At 65.6% G+C, this 19570-nt stretch carries 21 protein-coding genes and 1 tRNA gene; 17 read left to right on the top strand and 5 right to left on the bottom strand.

The window, feature by feature from the left end; translation table 11 throughout:
* Positions 1-741, top strand: a complete 741-nt coding sequence (locus tag AC3A5N_RS07130) for a MauE/DoxX family redox-associated membrane protein (RefSeq protein ID WP_487736610.1) — start codon at positions 1-3, stop codon at positions 739-741.
* A gap of 92 nt (positions 742-833) precedes the next feature.
* Positions 834-1298, top strand: coding sequence for a MaoC family dehydratase (locus tag AC3A5N_RS07125; protein WP_487736609.1), 465 nt, complete (start codon positions 834-836; stop codon positions 1296-1298).
* Positions 1299-1302: 4 nt separating this feature from the next.
* On the opposite strand, the gene AC3A5N_RS07120 is transcribed toward AC3A5N_RS07125, so the two are convergent.
* Positions 1303-1821, bottom strand: a complete 519-nt coding sequence (locus AC3A5N_RS07120) for a hypothetical protein (protein ID WP_487736608.1) — start codon at positions 1819-1821, stop codon at positions 1303-1305.
* Between the two features lies 1 nt (position 1822).
* Positions 1823-3628, bottom strand: a complete 1806-nt coding sequence (gene mutL, locus AC3A5N_RS07115; protein WP_487736607.1) for a DNA mismatch repair endonuclease MutL — start codon at positions 3626-3628, stop codon at positions 1823-1825.
* 195 nt (positions 3629-3823) lie between these two features.
* Here mutL and AC3A5N_RS07110 point away from each other — a divergent pair, with 195 nt between their 5' ends.
* The 10 genes from AC3A5N_RS07110 to AC3A5N_RS07065 all read left to right on the top strand — a co-directional run bounded on the left by AC3A5N_RS07110 (position 3824) and on the right by AC3A5N_RS07065 (position 11952).
* Positions 3824-4867, top strand: a complete 1044-nt coding sequence (locus AC3A5N_RS07110) for a rod shape-determining protein (RefSeq protein WP_119512275.1) — start codon at positions 3824-3826, stop codon at positions 4865-4867.
* 10 nt (positions 4868-4877) lie between these two features.
* Positions 4878-5780 (top strand): rod shape-determining protein MreC, encoded by a 903-nt coding sequence (gene mreC / locus AC3A5N_RS07105; protein ID WP_487736606.1) that lies wholly within the window; start codon positions 4878-4880, stop codon positions 5778-5780.
* A complete protein-coding gene (locus tag AC3A5N_RS07100) occupies positions 5780-6334 on the top strand; it encodes a rod shape-determining protein MreD (protein ID WP_487736605.1) in 555 nt (184 codons plus the stop codon). Before mreC ends, AC3A5N_RS07100 begins: the two co-directional genes overlap by 1 nt.
* Positions 6334-8376 (top strand): penicillin-binding protein 2, encoded by a 2043-nt coding sequence (mrdA, locus tag AC3A5N_RS07095; protein ID WP_487736604.1) that lies wholly within the window; start codon positions 6334-6336, stop codon positions 8374-8376. The genes AC3A5N_RS07100 and mrdA overlap by 1 nt, the downstream gene beginning before the upstream one ends.
* A complete protein-coding gene (gene rodA, locus AC3A5N_RS07090; protein ID WP_487736603.1) occupies positions 8373-9488 on the top strand; it encodes a rod shape-determining protein RodA in 1116 nt (371 codons plus the stop codon). Before mrdA ends, rodA begins: the two co-directional genes overlap by 4 nt.
* Before the next feature lie 99 nt (positions 9489-9587).
* Positions 9588-9663, top strand: a tRNA-Lys gene (locus AC3A5N_RS07085).
* A 68-nt stretch (positions 9664-9731) separates the two neighbouring features.
* Positions 9732-10058, top strand: a complete 327-nt coding sequence (locus tag AC3A5N_RS07080) for a YnfA family protein (RefSeq protein ID WP_487736602.1) — start codon at positions 9732-9734, stop codon at positions 10056-10058.
* A gap of 200 nt (positions 10059-10258) precedes the next feature.
* Positions 10259-10678 (top strand): 6,7-dimethyl-8-ribityllumazine synthase, encoded by a 420-nt coding sequence (gene ribH, locus AC3A5N_RS07075; protein WP_487736601.1) that lies wholly within the window; start codon positions 10259-10261, stop codon positions 10676-10678.
* On the top strand, positions 10675-11604 hold the full coding sequence (locus AC3A5N_RS07070; protein WP_487736600.1) for an aldo/keto reductase: 930 nt from the start codon (positions 10675-10677) through the stop codon (positions 11602-11604). The genes ribH and AC3A5N_RS07070 overlap by 4 nt, the downstream gene beginning before the upstream one ends.
* Positions 11605-11643: 39 nt before the next feature.
* Entirely contained in the window at positions 11644-11952 is a 309-nt protein-coding gene (locus tag AC3A5N_RS07065) for a hypothetical protein (RefSeq protein WP_487736599.1), read from the top strand.
* Positions 11953-11968: 16 nt separating this feature from the next.
* Here the strand turns inward: AC3A5N_RS07065 and eno are convergent, their stop codons facing one another.
* Positions 11969-13258, bottom strand: coding sequence for a phosphopyruvate hydratase (gene eno, locus AC3A5N_RS07060; RefSeq protein WP_487736598.1), 1290 nt, complete (start codon positions 13256-13258; stop codon positions 11969-11971).
* A gap of 171 nt (positions 13259-13429) precedes the next feature.
* Between eno and AC3A5N_RS07055 the strand changes: the two genes are divergently transcribed.
* The 5 genes from AC3A5N_RS07055 to AC3A5N_RS07035 all read left to right on the top strand — a co-directional run bounded on the left by AC3A5N_RS07055 (position 13430) and on the right by AC3A5N_RS07035 (position 15624).
* The gene (locus AC3A5N_RS07055; protein WP_487736597.1) at positions 13430-14020 is read left to right on the top strand and encodes a hypothetical protein; all 591 of its coding nucleotides are present in this window, start codon (positions 13430-13432) and stop codon (positions 14018-14020) included.
* A gap of 23 nt (positions 14021-14043) precedes the next feature.
* Positions 14044-14445 carry a phage holin family protein gene (locus AC3A5N_RS07050; protein WP_487736596.1) on the top strand — a complete coding sequence of 134 codons (402 nt, stop codon included), beginning with the start codon at positions 14044-14046 and terminating at the stop codon, positions 14443-14445.
* Entirely contained in the window at positions 14442-14756 is a 315-nt protein-coding gene (locus AC3A5N_RS07045; protein ID WP_487736595.1) for a hypothetical protein, read from the top strand. Before AC3A5N_RS07050 ends, AC3A5N_RS07045 begins: the two co-directional genes overlap by 4 nt.
* Positions 14757-14799: 43 nt before the next feature.
* A complete protein-coding gene (locus tag AC3A5N_RS07040; protein ID WP_487736594.1) occupies positions 14800-15294 on the top strand; it encodes a hypothetical protein in 495 nt (164 codons plus the stop codon).
* A 99-nt stretch (positions 15295-15393) separates the two neighbouring features.
* On the top strand, positions 15394-15624 hold the full coding sequence (locus tag AC3A5N_RS07035; protein ID WP_487736593.1) for a DUF4170 domain-containing protein: 231 nt from the start codon (positions 15394-15396) through the stop codon (positions 15622-15624).
* A gap of 38 nt (positions 15625-15662) precedes the next feature.
* Here the strand turns inward: AC3A5N_RS07035 and greA are convergent, their stop codons facing one another.
* Both greA and carB read right to left on the bottom strand, forming a co-directional pair.
* The gene (gene greA, locus AC3A5N_RS07030) at positions 15663-16139 is read right to left on the bottom strand and encodes a transcription elongation factor GreA (protein ID WP_487736592.1); all 477 of its coding nucleotides are present in this window, start codon (positions 16137-16139) and stop codon (positions 15663-15665) included.
* Between the two features lie 107 nt (positions 16140-16246).
* On the bottom strand, positions 16247-19570 hold the full coding sequence (gene carB / locus AC3A5N_RS07025) for a carbamoyl-phosphate synthase large subunit (RefSeq protein WP_487736591.1): 3324 nt from the start codon (positions 19568-19570) through the stop codon (positions 16247-16249).

Genomic DNA, 19570 nt, shown 5'->3' with positions numbered 1-19570 from the left:
ATGACTGGAAACAAGACCGCCCGCCTCCATCGCATGGTGATGGACAAACACATCTGCCCCTACGGCGTGAAAGCGAAGTGGCTGCTCAAGCGCCACGGCTACACGGTGGAGGACAACTGGCTGACGACTCGCGAGGAGACCGACGCGTTCAAGCGCGAACACGACGTCGCGACCACTCCGCAGACCTTCATCGATGGCAAGCGCATCGGCGGCTACACCGAGCTGCGCGCCTTCCTCGGCAAGCCGCTGCCCGAGAAGGGGGCCACCAGCTATACGCCGGTGATCGCCGTGTTCGTCATCGCGGCTGCGCTGGGGATGGCGGTCAGTCAGTTCATGTTCGGCTCGCCCTTCACCATTCGCGCGGCCGAGTGGTTCGTCGCCTTCACCATGGCGATCCTCGCGATGCTCAAGCTGCAGGACGTCGAGCAGTTCTCGACCATGTTCCTGGGCTACGACCTGCTTGCCAAGCGCTTCGTGCCTTACGCCTATGCCTACCCCTTCCTGGAGGCCGGCGCCGGCGTGCTGATGGCGGCGCACGCGCTCGACTGGCTCTCCATCCCCGTGGCGCTGTTCATCGGCACGATCGGTGCGGTCAGCGTGTTCTACGCCGTCTATGTGCAGAAGCGCGAGATCAAGTGCGCCTGCGTTGGCGGATCGAGCAACGTGCCCCTGGGCTTCGTTTCGCTGACCGAGAACCTGTTCATGATCGGCATGGCGATCTGGATGATCTTTATGCCGTGAGGCGCTCGGCCGCGAGCCGCGCTTCGCCCTCTATGGCGTTGGCCGCCGGATGCGTTACACGATCGGCGTTCGATTCAGCCTGAGGGGACGAGATGAACTACTACGAGGATATCGAAGTCGGCGGGAAGCAGAGCTTCGGCCGCTATGAAGTCACGCGCGAGGAGGTGACCGATTTCGCCTCAAAGTACGATCCCCAGCCGTTCCACCTCGACGACGAAGCCGCGGCGAAGACGCACTTCGGGCGGCTTTCCGCCAGCGGATGGCACACTTGCGCGATGACCATGGCGATGCTGGTCGAGAACATGAAATCGCAGACGCAGGCGGGGCTGGGTTCGCCCGGCGTCGATCAGCTCAAGTGGCTGCGGCCTGTCTATCCCGGCGACACGCTGCGGTGCGAAACCGAAGTGATCGAGAAGCGCCGCAGCAAGTCGCGGCGCGACATGGGCCTGTTCAAGTCACGGATCCGGGTCTTCAATCAGGACGACACGCCGGTTCTCGAGATGACCTCCAACGGCCTGATCAGCGTGCGCGACCCCGACGCGCCGATCGGGGACTAGCGGCTCACGAGCCGCACTGCGCGATGCCCGTTTCGGCGTAGACGGTCTGGTCGCGCGCGTTGCGCAGCACCAGGCGCGCGGGGAAGTCGATCGTCTCCATTCCGCTCGGCGCGCCTTCCTCGGCCGCGATGTCGAGGATCAGGGCGAACTCCCTGCCGTCGTACTTGCCGCGTGTTCCGAGCGGCAGTCCCGGGCTGCCGACGTCGGGCGCGAGGCGGTGGAGCTCGCCCTCCACCTTGATGTAGGCGCCGCCCTCGCTGGTGAGCGCGAGCACGCCCGCCCCGTTCGGCGCCTCGGCGGGCCGGCCGCCGGGCATGAAGCTGCATCCGGCCCTGAACAGGTCGTATCGCTCGATATCGGCAAAGAGGATCGGTTCCGGCGTCACGGGTTCGGGAGGGATGGTCTGCGCTGCCTCCACCGCCGCGATGGCGCGCTCCTCCGCCGCCTCCTGCTGCTCGGGCGTCAGTTCGGGCTCGCTGCAGGCCATGAGCAGGAGCGGGAGGAAGAGAACGGCCTTTCTCATCTCAGTGTCTCCCGAACAGCTTCTCGACGTCTTCCATCCGAAGTTTGACCCAGGTCGGCCGCCCGTGGTTGCACTGCCCCGAACGCGGGGTCCGCTCCATCTCGCGCAGCAGTGCGTTCATCTCCGAAACCGAGAGCGTCCGGCCTGCGCGAACCGACCCGTGGCAGGCCATGGTCGCGAGCACCAGATCGAGCTTCTCGCCGAGCAGCAGCGCCTCGCCGTGGTTCGCGAGATCGTCGGCGATGTCCTGCAGCAGCTTTTGCGGATCGGACTTGCCGAGCGCATGCGGAACGCTGCGCACCAGCATGGCACCGGGGCCGAAGCGTTCTATCGAAAGGCCCAGCGCACCGAGCTTCTCCGCCGCATCCTCGAGCCGGTCGCAGGCCGGCTCCTCGAGTTCGACCACCTCCGGAATGAGCAGCGCCTGCGCCCGCGCGACGGAGTTCCCCGCCCCCGCCGCGCGCAGGCGTTCGAGCACGAGCCGCTCGTGCGCGGCATGCTGGTCCACGATCACCAGCCCGTCGGCAGCCTCTGCCACGATATAGGTGCTGGCAACCTGGCCGCGCGCGATCCCGAGAGGGTACTCGGTCGCTTCCTCCGGCAGCGGAGCCGCTTCTTCCGCTCTGCCCTGGGGCGCGGCCATGACCTGGCTTTCGTAGCTGCGCCAGGCTTCGGAGGCCTCGCGCACGCTGCTCTGCGGGCGGGACCAGTCGCGGCCCGAGAACATCGTTTCGAGCGCGCTAGGTACCTCTTGTGTTCCCGTAGGTTCCGCTTGCCAGCGCGCCATTGCGCCTGCGTCGGGCGTCTGCGCGCTGCGCTTGTCGCCGGTGGCAAGCGCCTGGCGCAGACCCGAGACGATGAAGCCGCGCACCGCCGGTGCGTCGCGGAAACGCACCTCGGTCTTCGCCGGATGGACGTTCACGTCCACCTCCTCCGGCGGAAGCTCGAGGAACAACGCGAGGACCGCGTGGCGGTCGCGCGCGAGCATATCGGCATACGCCCCGCGCACCGCGCCGGTGAGCGTCCGGTCCTTCACGGGGCGCCCGTTGACGAACAGGTACTGGTGATCGGCGACGCCGCGGTTGTAGGTCGGCAGCCCCGCAATACCGGTCAGCCGCATGGCTCCGCGCTCGAGATCGATCGCGACGCCGTTCTCGGCCAGTTCACGCGCGACGATCTCTGCCACCCGCTGACTGAGCGGTTGCCCGGCCTGGAGCGACAGCACGCGCCGGTCGCCATGCTCGAAGGTGAAGGCGATATCCGGCCGCGCCATTGCGAGCCGGCGGACGACCTCGTGGCACGCACCGTATTCGCTGCGCGCGGTGCGCAGGAACTTGCGGCGGGCGGGGATCTTGCCGAACAGGTTCTCGACCCGCACCCGTGTGCCGGGCGGCAGCGCGGCCGGACCATCCTCGCGCAGCTCGCCATGATCGACCACCCGCCGCCATCCGTCCGCGGCGCCCTGTGGCCGGCTTTCCAGGGTGAGGCGTGCGACGCTGGCGATCGAAGGCAGAGCCTCGCCCCGGAAGCCCAGTGTCGCGACCTGCTCGATCGCATCGTCGGGGAGCTTGGAGGTGGCATGACGTTCGAGAGCGAGCGCCATCTCGTCCGGCGCCATGCCGCAGCCGTCGTCGGTCACCTCGATCCGCGCGAGACCCCCATCGGCGATCTTCACGGTGATCCGGGAGGCGCCGGAATCGATCGCGTTTTCGACCAGTTCCTTGAGCGCGGCCGCAGGCCGCTCGACCACCTCGCCAGCGGCGATGCGGTTGACCAGGTTCTCGGGCAGGCGGCGTATCTGCGGCATTGTTTTCGGGACCTAGCGGCGAAGCGCCGTGAATTCGAGGCCGGCAGTGAATTTTGCCCCCGAGTTTCGTCATATTTCTTTTGGCCTTTTTCTGCAGCATTGGGTAAGGACCCGCGGTCCCTGTCAGATGCGGGTTACGGCAGTCGCAGGTCACTGCGGCAAGGGCCCGAAACACTTACGGAAATACGCAACCGCATGAGCTTCTTCTCCAACATGTTCAAATTCGGCTCACCCAACCTCGCGATCGACCTCGGAACTGCGAACACGCTGGTCTACGTTCAGGACCAGGGTATCGTCCTCAACGAACCTTCGGTGGTCGCGATCGAGACGATCAACGGGATCAAGCGGGTCAAGGCGGTTGGCGACGACGCCAAGATGATGATGGGCAAGACGCCCGACAGCATCGAAGCGATCCGTCCGCTGCGCGATGGCGTGATCGCGGACATCGAGATCGCGGAGGAGATGATCAAGCACTTCATCCGCAAGGTACATGGAAAGCGGAGCCTGTTCCGCTATCCCGAAATCACGATCTGCGTACCTTCGGGTTCGACCTCGGTCGAACGCCGCGCGATCCGCGATGCGGCGAGCAACGCCGGCGCAAGCGCAGTCTACCTGATCCTCGAACCGATGGCTGCCGCGATCGGTGCCGACATGCCGGTGACCGAACCGGTCGGCTCCATGGTGGTCGACATCGGCGGCGGCACGACCGAAGTCGCGGTGCTCTCGCTACGCGGCCTGGCCTATACCACCTCGGTCCGCACCGGTGGCGACAAGATGGACGAGGCGATCGTCTCCTACGTTCGCCGCCATCACAACCTGCTGATCGGTGAAGCGACGGCGGAGCGGATCAAGAAGGATTACGGCATCGCCACCGTGCCGGAAGACGGCGTGGGCGATATCATCACCCTCAAGGGTCGCGACCTCGTGAACGGCGTGCCCAAGGAAATCACGATCAACCAGGCGCATGTCGCCGAGGCGTTGGCCGAGCCGATCGGCGCAATCGTCGAGGGCGTGCGCATCGCGCTCGAGAACACCGCGCCCGAACTGGCCGCCGACATCGTCGACCAGGGTATCGTCCTCACGGGCGGCGGCGCGCTGATCCAAGGGCTCGACGAGCACTTGCGCGAGGAGACCGGGCTGCCGGTCAGCATCGCGGAGGATCCGCTGTCCTGCGTCGCTATCGGCACCGGCCGGGCGATGGAAGATCCGATCTATCGCGGCGTGCTGATGACCGCTTGAGGGGAGAGATATGGCGCCGCCTTCGTCACGGCGCTCGAGCTATTCGCGCAGGGCGCAATACGGGGTTTTCACCGGCTACGTGATCGCCGGGGTCGGTGCGCTGATCGGCGCCATCCTGCTCGCTCTCTCGCTCTGGCGGCCCGCCAGCTTCAACGGCCCGCGCACGGTTGCGCAGGACGCAGTGGCCCCCGCCGCAGAAGCCAGCGCGGAAGTTCGGGCCGAAAGCCAGAATCTGATCGAGGCGATCCGTGGCTATCTGCGCGCGGGAAGCCAAAATGCCGAGCTGAAGCAGGAAGTCGAGCTCGCCCGCATCCGTCTGGCGGAGGCGGAGGCGATCAAGCGCGAGAACGCGCGCCTGAAGGCGCTGCTCGGCCTCGATCAGCAAGAAACGAAGCCGGTTGCCGTCGCACGGCTGATCGGGTCGAGTTCGGCCAGCGCGCGGCGCTTTGCCTATCTCGGCGCCGGCAGTGCGGACGGTGTCAGGGTTGGCATGCCGGTGCGCAGCCCGCGCGGCGTCGTCGGTCGTGTGCTCGAAGTCGGGCGGCACAGCTCGCGCGTGCTGCTGCTCACCGATAGCCAGAGCGTCCTGCCCGTCCGGCTATCCGACAGCAATGTCGTCGCTTACGCCGAGGGCCGCGGCGACAGTATGCTGCGGATTCGCCTGATCAACCTCGGCGTCAACCCGCTCGAGAAAGGTGATATCTTCGTGACCAGCGGCGCCGGAGGGTATTATCGACCCGGCACCGCAGTCGCCATCGTCGCCGAAAAGACGGGAGACGGCGCACTCGCGCGGATCATCAGCGATCCTGCGGCGACCGACTACGTGGCGATCGAGGAAATCTGGCAGCCGCAGGCGATCCGGGCGGCGGAGACTCCGGTCGAGCAGTCGGTCGCGGATGCGGACGAGACCTGATGGAACGGGCCGATCCGAGATCGCGGCGGGATGCCTACGGCTCGCGGATTAATCGCGCGCATTCGCCGCTTCTCGCCTATGCCGTGCCGTGGACGACGATCCTGTTCGCCAGCCTCCTCCCCGTATTTCCGATCGCGTCGGCCGCGCCGATCCTGCCACCGATCGGGCTGATGGCGATGCTTGCCTGGCGGCTCGTGAGGCCAGGGCTGCTGCCCGTCTGGGCCGGGTTTCCGCTTGGCATGTTCAACGACCTCTTCAGCGGTCAGCCGTTCGGCAGCGGGATTCTGCTGTGGTCGCTGGCGATGATCGTAATCGAGGCGGTCGAAACGCGTTTCCCGTGGCGCAGCTTCGTCCAGGACTGGTTGATCGCGGTGGGGATAGTCGCCTGCAGCATCGTTGCGGCGGCGTGCCTGTCGGGCGCCTCGCTCGGCGTGCCCCTGTTCGCGGCCCTCGTTCCTCAGGTCTTGCTGTCGCTGATGCTCTATCCCATTATCGCACGAATGGTCTCCACTCTCGATCGGTTCAGGCTTCTGCGCGTTCGGATTCTCGGCTGATGTTCCGCAGGAAACCGCTGTTCCGCAAAGGTCCGCAGGTCCAGATCACCTCCGCCACACTCGAAAACACCTACGATCGGCGTAGCTTCGTCGTGGCCGGCTTCGGCGCAACCATCGGCGTGCTGCTCGCCGGCCGGATGAGCTATCTCGCGATTGCCGAGAACGAGAAGTACGAAACGGAGGCGGAAAGCAACCGCGTCAACCTGTCCTTGATTCCGCCCCGCCGCGGATGGATCGTCGACCGCAGCGGCGCGCCGCTCGCATCTAACCGCGCCGATTTCCGCGTCGATGTGATCCCTGAGCGGATGAATCGTCCCGAACAGCAGATGGAGGTCCTGCGCGAGGTGCTGAACCTCGATCAGGCGGCGATGGCAGACCTGCGCGAACGGATCGGCCGGACGCGTGGTTTTCGCCCTGTCGAAGTCGCTAGCGGCCTTTCCTACGAGCAGTTCGCTGCGCTGAGCGTACGCCTGCCGAATCTTCCCGGCGTCGTGCCGCAGCGCGGCTATTCGCGCTACTATCCCACGGGCCCGTCGATCGGACACCTGATCGGCTACGTCGGCCCTGCCTCAGCCGAAGAGTACGAGAAGGACCGCAATCCGCTGCTGATCACGCCCGGGTACAAGATCGGCAAGGACGGACTGGAGAAGCAGTTCGAACAGCGGCTTCGCGGCGTGCCCGGCGCCCGGCGCGTGGAGGTGACCGCCACCGGCCGCATCGTGCGCGACCTTGAGACGCGCGACGACATTCAAGGCAAACCGGTCAAGCTGACGATCGACGGCCCGCTGCAGGACTATGCGGCGCGCCGCATCGGCCCGGAGTCGGGCTCCGTCGTGGTAATGGATTGCCGCACCGGCGACGTGCTGTGCATGGCTTCGATGCCCAGCTTCGACCCGAACAGCTTCTCCGACGGCATTGGCCGCGTCGAATATGCCATGCTGCGCGATGACGAGCGGGTGCCGCTGCGCAACAAGGTGCTGAAGGGGCTCTACCCGCCCGGATCGACCGTGAAGCCGATGGTGTCGATGGCGCTCTTGCGTGAAGGGGTCGACCCTGAAGAGACCGTCTACTGCGGGGGCGGCTTGCGGGTAGGCAACCGTGTGTTCCACTGCTGGCAGCGCCGCGGTCACGGCCAGGTGAACATGGCGAAGGGCATCTACCAGAGCTGCGACGTCTATTTCTACCACCTCGCCCAGCGCATCGGGATGGATCCGATCGCCGCGATGGCGCGCCGCTGCGGCATGGGGCAGGAATTCGATCTGCCGGTGCTCAGTCAGTTCTACGGCACAGTGCCCGACCCCGCGTGGAAGCTGGAGAAGTACGGAACGAAGTGGCAGGCCTACGACACGGTCAACGCCACGATCGGTCAGGGCTACATGCTGGCAAACCCGCTCCAGCTCGCGGTCATGGCCTCGCGGCTGGCGAGCGGGCGACACGTCGAGCCGCATCTGCTGTTCGGCGAATCCAAAGGGCAGTTCCCCCCGGCCGACTTCGCCCCCGAGCACGTGGCACTGGTGCGTCAGGCCATGAGCGATGTAATCAACGGGCCCGGCACTGCCGGTCGGGCACGGTTGCCCATTGAAGACGTGCTGATGGCGGGCAAGACCGGCACCGCTCAGGTCGTCTCGCTCTCGATTTCCGACGGCACCTCCGGCCCGTGGAAATATCGCGACCACGGGCTGTTCATCTTCTTCGCGCCCTACGACAATCCGCGCTACGCAGGCGCGGTGGTGATCGAACACGGGGGTGGGTCCAGCTCGGCTTACCCCATTGCCCGCGACGTGACGACCTTCCTGTTCGACCCGCGCAAGGGAATGGAGGCCCTGCATGCGCTGGAGAAGCAGTGGGGCGGCAACGCGCAGGAGCGGCTCGCCGCCCGCTACGCCGCCTATGCCGCACAGACGGGCGAAGCCGTGCCGCCCGCCCCGCGGCGTGACGAGGAGATCTTCGCCAGCGTCGACGCGGAGGCCCGCGCCGCTGCAATGGTCCCGGTCACCGAGGCGACCGACGCCGCCATCAACCGTTCGGACGTGGCCGAATGAACTCCGTGGTTCCCGCCCCCATCGCCCGCCAGCCTTGGTCGATGCTGTTCCCGCTGATCGCGCTGGTCGGATTCGGCGCCATGGTTCTGTTTTCCGCGGCCGGGGGAAACTGGGAGCCCTTCGCGACCTCGCACCTTCTGCGCTTCCTCCTCTTCCTCGTCATGGCCTCGGTGATGACGCTGTTCGGGCGCGAGTTCGTGCGCTTCGCCGCCTATCCGATCTACGCTGTCCTCCTGGTCCTTCTGTTGGCGGTGGAGGCGATCGGCTTCGTAGGTGGCGGCAGCCAGCGCTGGCTCAATCTCGGGGTCGTTCAACTGCAGCCCTCGGAGCTGATGAAGCCGGCGATCATCCTTGTCCTCGCCAGGTTCTACAGCGGCCTCCCCCCGGGAATGACCATGTCGTGGCGCGCACTCGTGCCCGCGGCCGTGCTGATCGCGATTCCGATGGGCCTCGTACTGCTGCAGCCGGACCTCGGCACAGCGTTGGCGATCGGCTTCGGTGGCGCCACGGTGATGTTCCTCGCGGGCCTGCCGCTACGCTGGTTCGTTGCGGCGGGCGTGGCCGCCCTGGTGATCGCCCCGCTCGCCTACTTCTTCGGGCTGCATGATTATCAGCAACGCCGCGTGACGACCTTCCTAGATCCGGAGAGCGATCCGCTCGGCGCAGGCTATCACATTACGCAGTCCAAGATCGCGATCGGATCGGGCGGACTGTTCGGCAAGGGATTCAACGAAGGCTCGCAAAGCCATCTCAACTACTTGCCCGAACCGCATACCGATTTCGTCTTCGCCACCATGGCGGAGGAGTGGGGTCTCCTCGGCGGGCTCGCTGTAATCCTGATCTACGGCCTCATCATGCGCTGGGGCCTGAGCGTGGCGCGCAAGTCGCACGACCGCTTCGCTACCTTGCTCGCCTCAGGCATGGTGGCGACGATGTTCTTCTACGTCGCGATCAATCTGATGATGGTGATGGGGCTTGCTCCGGTCGTCGGCATCCCCCTGCCCTTCATGAGCCATGGCGGATCGTCGATGATGACGAACATGATCTGCATCGGCACGCTCATGATGGTGAACCGCTGGAACAACCGGGCCCCGCGCAGTCGACTGAGTTAGAGCGAAAATCGACCCTTTCCATGCGCGCGGAGATCGCTATATGCAGCGCCTCCCGAGTCGGACGGCCCTCGTGGCTTCTCCGACAATCCGCCGGGATGTGGACGCATAGCTCAGTTGGTAGAGCAGCTGACTCTTAATCAGCGGGTCCTAGGTTCGAGCCCTAGTGCGTCCACCACCTCCTTCATCATCTGCTTTCGGTCGCACCCCGGAACTTGTACGGCCCCGGCCCGAAAGGGGCCTGCCGTGAAGACCTTCCTGCTGTATGCCGCAACGGCGCTGGCCGAGATCGTCGGCTGCTACATGGCCTATCTCTGGCTGCGCGAGGACAAGTCCATCTGGCTGCTCGTGCCGGCGGCCATCGCACTTGCGCTGTTCGCCTGGCTGCTGACGATGCACGATACCGCGGCGGGGCGCGTCTATGCGGCCTATGGCGGGGTCTACATCGGCGCCGCGATCGTTTGGCTCTGGGTGGTCGACGGAGTCCGTCCGACCGCTTGGGACATCGCGGGCGTGCTGGTCGCGCTCGCAGGCATGGCAGTCATCATGTTTCAGCCTTCCGCGGCAGGTTAGCACGCCGGTACCCCAACATTTCTTCGGCTAGGTCCGGCATCCGCAATCCGGCAGAAGCGGAGCGCGACCCGAGGGGCCCGTGTTCGCACGGGCTCTCGCCTCCAAGCCCCGCCTTCGGGTGGGGCTTTCTTTTGCGTCCCCCTTCCCCTGCAGCGATCCCGTGGCTACGCCGCGTTGGTTCATTGCCCGCGGAGAAAGACATGGCGCGCTTCCTGATCGTCGAAGCCCGGTTCTACGACCATCTCAACGACATGCTGGTCGACGGTGCGCGCAGCGCGATCGAGGCGGCGGGGCACGAGGTGGAGGTGCTGACCGTCCCGGGTGCGCTCGAAATTCCCGGTGCGATCGCCCTCGCCGCGGAAAGCGGCCGCTACGACGGCTTCGTCGGGATCGGCGTGGTCATTCGCGGCGAAACCTATCACTTCGAGATCGTCGCCGGCGAGAGCGCGCGCGGAATCATGGCGCTGACGATGGATGGAATCGCTATCGGCAACGGCATCCTGACGGTCGAGAATGAGCAGCAAGCGCTCGTCCGCGCGGACAAAACGCAGAAGGACAAGGGCGGCGAAGCGGCCAAGGCGGCGCTGGCGCTGCTCGCGCTGCAGGAGAAGTTCGCGTGAGCGTGCATCCTGCCATCGGCGGCATTCCGCTAGTGCTGGGCGGGAACGTCTTCGGTTGGACTGCCGCACGCGACGAGAGTTTTGCGGTGCTCGACGCTTTTCATGAAGCCGGCGGGCGGATGATCGACACCGCTGACGTCTACTCTGCCTGGGTCGAAGGTCACCAGGGCGGCGAATCCGAGCGGGTAATCGGCGAATGGCTCGAATCTCGGGGCGTGCGCAGCGAGATGCTGATCCACACCAAGACCGGCATGATGGGCGGGAAGGAGCTTTACGAACCCGTGCGCGTGCTGCGCTCGCTCGATGCATCGCTCGAGCGACTGCGGACCGACTATCTCGATCTCTACTACGCCCACAAGGACTATCCCGAACTGCCGATCGAGGAGATCGTCGAGGCCTTCGGCGGCGCGGTGGCTAGCGGCAAGGTGCGCGAACTCGGCGCCTCCAATTTCAATTCGGAGCGCCTGTCGACCGCGTTCGATGCTGCCGAGGCGGCCGGCCGCACGCCGTTCACCGTGCTTCAGAACGAATACAACCTCGTCTCCCGCGACAAGTATGCCGAAGATCTCCAGGCGCTGTGCACCGCGCGGGGGATTGCCATGCTGCCGTTCTACGGCCTCGCCGCAGGTTATTTGAGCGGCAAGTACCGCACCGCAGAGGATTTCGAGCGCGGTGCGCGGTCGGGCAGCGTGAGAGGCTATGCCGAGAAGGGGCAGCCCGTGCTCGGCGCCATGGACGAGATCTCTGCGGAGACCGGCGCAAGCCTGCCCGCGATCGCACTCGCCTGGTTGATCCGGCAGACCGGCATTCCCGCGCCGATTGCAAGCGCACGCACGGTCGAACAGTTGCACGATCTGCTCGAGTTCACCCGGGTGGAGTTAAGCGAGGATCAGATCGCGCGGCTGACGAAGTCCCTGCCCAGCTAAGTTCAGGAACCTTCTCCCGTGCCGAGCGCTCGGGCAGGGATGAACGGTTCGCTGGAATGGATCGCCGCGGTCGGCACAATGATCGCCGCCGGTTTGATCGCAGCCGATCTCGGGCGCAAGGCCACCGGCTGGGGCTTCGTGTTGTTCTGCGCTGTCGCCGTGATCTGGATCGTTTCCGGCCTCACCAGCGATGCGCAGCCGATCGCGGCGATGAACGCGATCCTGCTGCTGATCAACGTCTGGGGCGTGTGGCAGTACCTTCTCAGCCCCAAGAACCGGAAGAAGATCGAGAAGCTGGAGGAGCTCGAAGAGGAGGCCGAGCGGGAGGCCGAAGCCGAAATCGGCTGAGCCCCCCTCCCCCGCGTCAGCCCGCCGCGAGCTTCCCGAAGCAGCCCTCGCCCGCGTAGAGCGCGCTGTCGCCCAGTTCTTCCTCGATGCGGATAAGCTGGTTGTATTTCGCGAGCCGGTCCGAGCGGGAGAGCGATCCGGTCTTGATCTGCCCGCAGTTCGTGGCGACGGCGAGGTCGGCGATGGTCGTGTCCTCGGTCTCGCCCGAACGGTGGCTCATCACCGCCGTGTAGCCGGCGCGGTTCGCGATATCGACCGCCTCCAGCGTCTCGGTCAGCGTGCCGATCTGGTTGACCTTGACCAGCAGCGAGTTGGCGAGGCCCTTGCCGATGCCCATGCGCAGGCGCTCCGGATTGGTCACGAACAGGTCGTCGCCGACGAGCTGGACCTTGTTGCCGATCATGTCGGTCAGTGCCTTCCAGCCTTCGAAGTCGTCCTCGCTCATGCCGTCCTCGATCGAGCGGATCGGGTAATCGGCGCAGAGCTTCGCCAGGTATTCGGCCATCTCGTCGGGCGTGAGGGAAAGCTCCTCGCCCGCCAGATCGTAACGGCCGCTGGCGAAGAACTCGGTCGAGGCGCAGTCGAGCGCGAGCGCGATATCGGAGCCGGGCTTGAAGCCGGCCCGCTCGATCGATTGCATGATGAAGTCGAGCGCGGCGCGCGTGCTCGCGAGATCCGGCGCGAAGCCGCCCTCGTCGCCCACGGCGGTCGAGAGGCCTTTCTCCGCCAGACCCTTCTTGAGCGTGTGGAACACCTCCGCGCCCCAGCGAACGCCATCGGCCAGCGTTTCCGCACCCACGGGCACGATCATGAATTCCTGGACGTCGATCGGATTGTCCGCGTGTTCGCCGCCGTTGATGATGTTCATCATCGGCACCGGCAGGACATGCGCTGAGACGCCGCCAATGTAGCTATAGAGTGGCAATCCTCGTGCGTTCGCGGCCGCCTTCGCCACTGCCAGACTGACGCCAAGGATCGCGTTGGCCCCTAGGCGGGCCTTGTTCGCGCTGCCGTCGAGCGCGATCATAGCGAGGTCGATGTCACGCTGATCCTCGGCGTCGAGGCCGAGCAGCGCGTCCGAAATCTCGCCGTCGACCGCGTCGACCGCCTTGGTCACTCCCTTGCCGAGATAGCGCGTCTTGTCCCCGTCGCGCAGTTCGACGGCCTCGTGCGCGCCGGTCGAGGCGCCCGAGGGCACCGCCGCACGGCCGAAGCTGCCGTCTTCGAGGAGCACGTCCACCTCGACCGTCGGATTGCCGCGGCTGTCGAGAATTTCGCGGCCGTGAAGATCGATGATGGCGGTCATGCTGCGCTCCGAAGTCGAGGTGTTGTAAAGGACTAGGACACTCCCATATCGGGAGCTAGGCGCCCTCTATGCGCCGGAACAATGCCACGCAAGTTACGTTGCGATACAGAACCGCGAAACCGTCGTCGGGTGACGGTGGACAACGAACCAATGAGGGCTAAGGAACGAGATATGGCTGATGCGATGACCCCCAGCACGGGCAAGAAGAAGACCGCGCGGAAGACGGCTCCGAAGCCGGCCGCCGCGGCGAAGGCGGCACCGGCCGTCGCCGGAACGACGACCGACCATCGCACGGAGGCGAAGTCGCGCTTCAATTCCGCGCTCGAGGAAGCCAAGGCTGGCGCAGCGGCCCTCAAGGCCGAGGCGGCCGACCGTGCCGTCGCCTATCGCGATCAGGCCAAGGGCCGTTCCGAGGACTGGGTCGAAGAAGCGAAAACCTACGGCAGAGAGGCCAAGGGCAAGAGCAAGGAACTCGCGACCGAAGGAAAGACAAAGGCTAGCGAGGCCTTGTCCTCGCTCAGCAGGATGGTCTCCGAAAACGCCGCTGCGATCGACGAGAAATTCGGCGCCCAGTACGGCGACTATGCCCGCAGGGCATCCCGTAGCCTGCAGGAAGCCTCGGTCAAACTCGACAGCAAGAGCGTCGACGACCTGAGCGAGGATGCGCGCGAGGTGGTCCGCAAGAGCCCCGGGCTTGCCGTCGGCCTCGCCGCGGTGGCGGGTTTCATGCTGGCGCGGATGTTCCGCGGCAGCCGCGACTGATCTCCCGCACCGCGGTGGCATCCATGCAAGACGAGCCCCTGCCGCACGCGCAGGACGGCGATGGGGAGCCGGTTGGGGAATCCCCTCGCTCCGGCTCCTCGTTGACCGACGACCTTGTGGCGCTGCTGGACGACGGGAAGACCTATCTCGAGGCCGAGAAGGCCTATCAGAAGAGCCGCGCGATCTATGCCGCGCACGAGAGCAAGAGCGGCATCATCCATGGACTGATCGCCTTCGCGCTCATCCACACGGCACTGATCGGGTTGGTCGTGGGCGCGGTGATTGCGCTAGCGCCTATCCTGACCATCTGGGGCGCCACGGCGCTCGTCGCAGGCGTACTGCTGATTGCCGGGGTCGTCATCGCACGCAAGGCGCTGGCGCACTTCAGGGACGTGGGCAGCAGCTTCACGGGTGATGGGCCATGAGCGATCCCGAGCACAAGATGATCGAAGACCGCGCGTTGCGCGATGCGGCGCTGGCGCTGGTCAAGGCCGACATCGCCCACCTCCGCGTCGATCTTACCACCAAGGGCATTGGCGCGCGCTTCCTCGATCGGGTGGCCGAAGGGGCGAGCGACGTGCTCGACGAAGCTGCGGAAGTGGCTGAAAATAATCGCGGCGTGCTGTTCACGCTGCTCGCAGCAGTTGTGCTTTGGCTGACGCGCAACCCGCTCCTCGCATTGTTCGGCGACGATGACGATGAGGACGAAGAAACCGAGGAACCCGAGCGCGATTGAGCCCGTTCGATCCACGACAACCCATTCCAGCGGAGACGAGCCGATGGCCGACAACCAAAAACGCGAAGAACTGAAAAACCGGATCGAGGCAGGTGAGCAGCGTCACGCCGACCGCACGGTGGGCGATTACGCTCGCGAGGCGCGCGATACGGCCACCGCATTCGTCAAGGATCATCCAGTGGCGACGGTCGTGGGCGGCCTCGCGATCGGTGTGATCGTCGCCAGCATGATCCCTGGACCGGGCCGACGGATGCGCAAGCAGGCGACCCGGCGCGGCTCCGCGCTGGCGGCCATGGCGGCCGAGATCGGCCTCGCTTACGGCGCCAGCCTCATCGACAGCCTGGGCACTGCTGCACGCGCAAGCGGCGACCGCCTCGAGGATTTGGGCGATGCGATCGGCGACAGCGCGCATGATCTGCGCAGGCAGGCAAGCTTGCAGGGCGGCGCCGCCAGCGAAGGCGCGCGCCGTCTGACGCGCGAGGTGGGCAAGAAAACCGGGCGCAAGGTTCGCGATCTGCGGGCGCGGATGGCGCACTGATCCGGTCCTTCGGGCAACGCACGCGGCGCGGTGGGCTTGCCTGCCGCGCCGTTTGCTTTAATGGCCGCGCCGTCCTCCCCCCGACCCCAGAGAAAAGACATGGAAGAAACTGAAGCCAAGCAGCGGCTGCATCTCGTGATGGGCGGCCGCGTCAAGGATCCGCGGAGCCTGGAGTTCCAGGACCCGGAAAGCATTCACGTGGTGGGTGTGTTCAGCGACTACGACGACGCCGTCGAAGCCTGGCGCTCGAACGCGCAGCGCACGGTCGACGACGCGGAAATGAAATATGTCATCGTCCACCTGCACCGGTTGCTGACGCCGGAGGTGTGAGGGCTGAGCTCCCGCTTCCGCGGGGCTCAGCTCTGCATTTAGATGAATTCGATCTTCTCGACGAGGTAGAACTTGTCGCCCGAGGGAACGGTGACTTCGATCTCGTCGCCCACGCTCTTGCCGATCAGCGCACGGCCGAGCGGCGAGTTGTAGGAGATCCGCCCCTTGTTCGCGTCAGCCTCTGTCTGGCCCACGATCTGGTATTTCACAGGCTTGTCATTATCGTCGATCAAGGTGACGGTGGCGCCGAACACGATCTTGTCGCCCGACAGTGTCGAGGGATCGATGATCTGCGCGCGGCTGACGCGGTCCTCGATATCCGCGATCTGCGCCTCGACCTGACCCTGCCGCTCCTTGGCGGCGTGATATTCGGCATTTTCCGAGAGGTCGCCGTGCGCGCGCGCTTCCTCGATCGCGTCAACGATCTTCGGACGTTCCGCGCGCAGCGTCTTGAGGTCGGCCGTCAGCCGCTCATAACCCTCCGCCAGCATCGGAACCTTTTCCATCGTAGCCATCGCGTCTTTCCTCCAGGCGGCCCTGCAATCGCAATTCACGCTGTGCCCCTCCAACGGGAGCGGCAAACTGAATGGTGAATTGTACGGAAGTGGGAACCGCGGTTGTTTCAGCTATAATAAGCTTGCAACGGGCGCACTTCAAGCTGGCTCGCCTTGACCGCGCGAATCGCCGTAACCGCCGCGAGCGAGGCCGCCGCTGTAGTGTAGTACGGGATCTTCATTTCCAGCGTCGTCGCGCGGATCGATTTGGAGTCGGTGAGGCTCTGCCACCCCTCGGTGGTGTTGAACACCAGCGCGATCTCCCCGTCGATCATGCGGTCGACGATATGCGGTTGCCCTTGCGCCACCTTGTTCACCCGTGCGACCGGCAGCCCGTGATCGGCGAGGTAGGTCTGCGTCCCACCGGTCGCGATCACTTCGAATCCCTGCTCGATCAAGGTTCGCACCGCGGGCAGGATGATGGGCTTGTCGCTGTCCTTCACGGAGACGAACACCACACCGCTTTCGGGCAGCTTCACTCCGGCTCCGAGTTGCGATTTGAAGAACGCGGCGGGGAAGGCGCGGTCGATGCCCATAACTTCGCCGGTCGAGCGCATTTCGGGCGTCAGCACCGGGTCCGAGCCGGGGAAACGGGTGAACGGGAACACCGCCTCCTTGACGGCCATATAGTCGAGATCGCGCCGGAACGGCGGGAAGGCAGAGAGCGGCTCGCCTGCCATCACCCGTGCGGCGATCTTTGCGACCGGCTGCCCGATCGCCTTCGCGACGAAAGGCACCGTGCGGCTCGCACGCGGATTGACCTCGATCAGATAGATTTCGCCGTCCTTGACCGCGAACTGCACATTCATCAGCCCGCGTACTCCCAGCGCCTTGGCCAGCGCCTCGGTCTGGCGCTCCATCTCTTCGACGATCTCGGCAGGCAGCGAATAAGGCGGCAGCGTGCTGGCGCTATCACCGGAGTGCACGCCGGCCTCCTCGATATGCTGCATCACGCCTGCGACGCGCACTTCCTTGCCGTCGCAGAGTGCGTCGACGTCGCACTCGATCGCATCGCGCAGGTACTGGTCGACGAGCACGGGACTGTCGCCGGAGACGTGCACGGCGGTGGCGATATAGTTGTCGAGCTGCGCCTCGGAATCGACAATCTCCATTGCCCGCCCGCCGAGCACGTAGCTCGGGCGCAGGAGCACTGGATAGCCGATCCGCGCGGCCACCGCCGCAGCCTCGTCGCGGCTCTTGGCGATGCCGTTCATCGGCTGCTTGAGCTTGAGGCGGTTGACCAGCTTGGCGAAGCGCTCGCGATCTTCGGCGAGGTCGATCGCGTCGGGGCTGGTGCCGAGGATCGGGATACCCTCGTCCTCCAGTGCCTGCGCCAGCTTGAGCGGGGTCTGCCCGCCGAACTGGACGATCACGCCGACCAGCTCACCCGCCTGCTGCTCCACGCGCAGGATTTCCAGCACGTCCTCCGCCGTCAGCGGCTCGAAATAGAGCCGGTCGGAGGTATCGTAGTCGGTGCTGACCGTTTCCGGGTTGCAGTTGACCATGATCGTCTCGAACCCGGCTTCGGCGAGCGCGAAGCAGGCGTGGACGCAGCAGTAATCGAACTCGATGCCCTGTCCGATCCGGTTCGGCCCACCGCCGAGGATCACGATCTTGCGCCGATCGCTCGGCATGGCCTCGTCTTCGGGCTCGCCGAAGCTCGGCGCCTCGTAGGTCGAGTACATGTAAGGCGTGACTGCCTCGAACTCGGCGGCGCAGGAATCGATGCGCTTGAACACGGGCTGCACGCCGAGTTTACGGCGCAGCTTGCGCACCTCTTCCTCGCTCGTCGCGCCGGCCATGGCGCGCAGGGCATCGTGCAGGAGCCCCGAATGGCGCGCCTGCGTCTCGGCGAGTCCACCCGCGACACCGACCGAGCGCACCGCCAACGTCGCGAGACGGCGATCGGAAAAGCCCATCGCCTTCAGCCGCCGCAGCCCTGCGGCGTCGCTCGGCAGCCCGTTCTCGCTCACTTCCTTCTCGGCGGCGACTATGTCGGCAATCTGGCGCAGGAACCACGGGTCGTAGCCGGTGATCCCGTTAATATCCTCGACCGTGAAGCCCTCGCGCATCGCCTGCGCGACCTTGAGTAGCCGGTCGTCGGTGCGTCGGCTGAGCGCGGTGGTGATCGCCTCGCGATCCGCCCCTTCCAGCTCGACCACGCGGTTGAAGCCGTCGAGCCCGGTCTCCAGTCCGCGGAGCGCCTTCTGCACCGATTCCTGGAAGTTTCGGCCGATCGCCATGACCTCGCCGACCGACTTCATCGCGGTCGAGAGCTCGGTCTTGGCGCCCTTGAACTTCTCGAACGCGAAGCGCGGAATCTTGGTGACGACATAGTCGATCGTCGGCTCGAAGCTCGCGGGCGTGGCGCCGGTGATCTCGTTGGTGATCTCGTCCAGCGTATACCCGACCGCCAGCTTGGCCGCGACGCGCGCGATCGGGAAGCCGGTCGCCTTGGAAGCAAGCGCCGAGGAGCGCGATACGCGCGGGTTCATCTCGATCACGATCAGCCGCCCGTCCTCCGGGTTGACCGCGAACTGGACGTTGGACCCGCCCGTCTCAACCCCGATCTCGCGCAGCACCGCGATGCTGGCGCTGCGCATGATCTGGTATTCCTTGTCGGTCAGCGTCAGCGCCGGGGCGACGGTGATCGAATCGCCGGTGTGAACGCCCATCGGATCGACGTTCTCGATCGAACAGATGATGATGCAGTTGTCGGCGCGGTCGCGCACGACTTCCATCTCGAACTCCTTCCACCCGAGCAGCGATTCCTCGATCAGCACCTCGGTGGTTGGCGACGCATCGAGCCCCTCGCGCACGATCCGCTCGAACTCGGCCTTGTTGTAGGCGATGCCACCCCCGGTGCCGCCGAGCGTGAAGCTCGGCCGGATGATCGACGGCAGCCCGGTGCGTTCGAGCACCGCGAACGCCTCGTCGAGCGTATTGGCGACCCCGCTGCGCGCGCTTTCGAGCCCGATCTTGTCCATCGCCTCGCGGAAGCGCTGGCGGTTCTCCGCCTTGTCGATCGCGTCGGCATCGGCGCCGATCATCTGAACGCCGTACTTGTCCAGCGTGCCGTCGTTGAACAGCGCCAGCGCGCAGTTGAGCGCGGTTTGTCCGCCCATCGTGGGGAGCAGCGCGTCCGGCCGCTCCTTGGCGATGATCTTCTCGACGATTTCCGGCGTGATCGGCTCGACATAAGTCGCGTCGGCAAACTCGGGATCGGTCATGATCGTCGCGGGATTGGAGTTGACGAGGACCACCCGGTAGCCCTCCTCCTTCAACGCCTTGATCGCCTGCGTGCCCGAATAATCGAACTCGCAAGCCTGGCCGATAACAATCGGCCCGGCGCCGATAACGAGGATCGAGGAGATGTCAGTGCGTTTGGGCAT

The sequence above is a fragment of the Pelagerythrobacter sp. Soil_C_18 genome (assembly GCF_057657235.1).
Note: the sequence above shows the minus strand (reverse complement) of the source record. Positions and strands in the feature narration are given on the sequence as shown.

Coding starts and splice junctions, on each gene's coding strand:
- AC3A5N_RS07130 (WP_487736610.1), top strand. CDS start 1: ATGACTGGAAACAAGACCGCCCGCCTCCATCGCATGGTGATGGACAAA.
- AC3A5N_RS07125 (WP_487736609.1), top strand. CDS start 834: ATGAACTACTACGAGGATATCGAAGTCGGCGGGAAGCAGAGCTTCGGC.
- AC3A5N_RS07120 (WP_487736608.1), bottom strand. CDS start 1,821: ATGAGAAAGGCCGTTCTCTTCCTCCCGCTCCTGCTCATGGCCTGCAGC.
- mutL (WP_487736607.1), bottom strand. CDS start 3,628: ATGCCGCAGATACGCCGCCTGCCCGAGAACCTGGTCAACCGCATCGCC.
- AC3A5N_RS07110 (WP_119512275.1), top strand. CDS start 3,824: ATGAGCTTCTTCTCCAACATGTTCAAATTCGGCTCACCCAACCTCGCG.
- mreC (WP_487736606.1), top strand. CDS start 4,878: ATGGCGCCGCCTTCGTCACGGCGCTCGAGCTATTCGCGCAGGGCGCAA.
- AC3A5N_RS07100 (WP_487736605.1), top strand. CDS start 5,780: ATGGAACGGGCCGATCCGAGATCGCGGCGGGATGCCTACGGCTCGCGG.
- mrdA (WP_487736604.1), top strand. CDS start 6,334: ATGTTCCGCAGGAAACCGCTGTTCCGCAAAGGTCCGCAGGTCCAGATC.
- rodA (WP_487736603.1), top strand. CDS start 8,373: ATGAACTCCGTGGTTCCCGCCCCCATCGCCCGCCAGCCTTGGTCGATG.
- ribH (WP_487736601.1), top strand. CDS start 10,259: ATGGCGCGCTTCCTGATCGTCGAAGCCCGGTTCTACGACCATCTCAAC.
- AC3A5N_RS07065 (WP_487736599.1), top strand. CDS start 11,644: ATGAACGGTTCGCTGGAATGGATCGCCGCGGTCGGCACAATGATCGCC.
- eno (WP_487736598.1), bottom strand. CDS start 13,258: ATGACCGCCATCATCGATCTTCACGGCCGCGAAATTCTCGACAGCCGC.
- AC3A5N_RS07055 (WP_487736597.1), top strand. CDS start 13,430: ATGGCTGATGCGATGACCCCCAGCACGGGCAAGAAGAAGACCGCGCGG.
- AC3A5N_RS07050 (WP_487736596.1), top strand. CDS start 14,044: ATGCAAGACGAGCCCCTGCCGCACGCGCAGGACGGCGATGGGGAGCCG.
- AC3A5N_RS07045 (WP_487736595.1), top strand. CDS start 14,442: ATGAGCGATCCCGAGCACAAGATGATCGAAGACCGCGCGTTGCGCGAT.
- AC3A5N_RS07040 (WP_487736594.1), top strand. CDS start 14,800: ATGGCCGACAACCAAAAACGCGAAGAACTGAAAAACCGGATCGAGGCA.
- AC3A5N_RS07035 (WP_487736593.1), top strand. CDS start 15,394: ATGGAAGAAACTGAAGCCAAGCAGCGGCTGCATCTCGTGATGGGCGGC.
- greA (WP_487736592.1), bottom strand. CDS start 16,139: ATGGCTACGATGGAAAAGGTTCCGATGCTGGCGGAGGGTTATGAGCGG.
- carB (WP_487736591.1), bottom strand. CDS start 19,570: ATGCCCAAACGCACTGACATCTCCTCGATCCTCGTTATCGGCGCCGGG.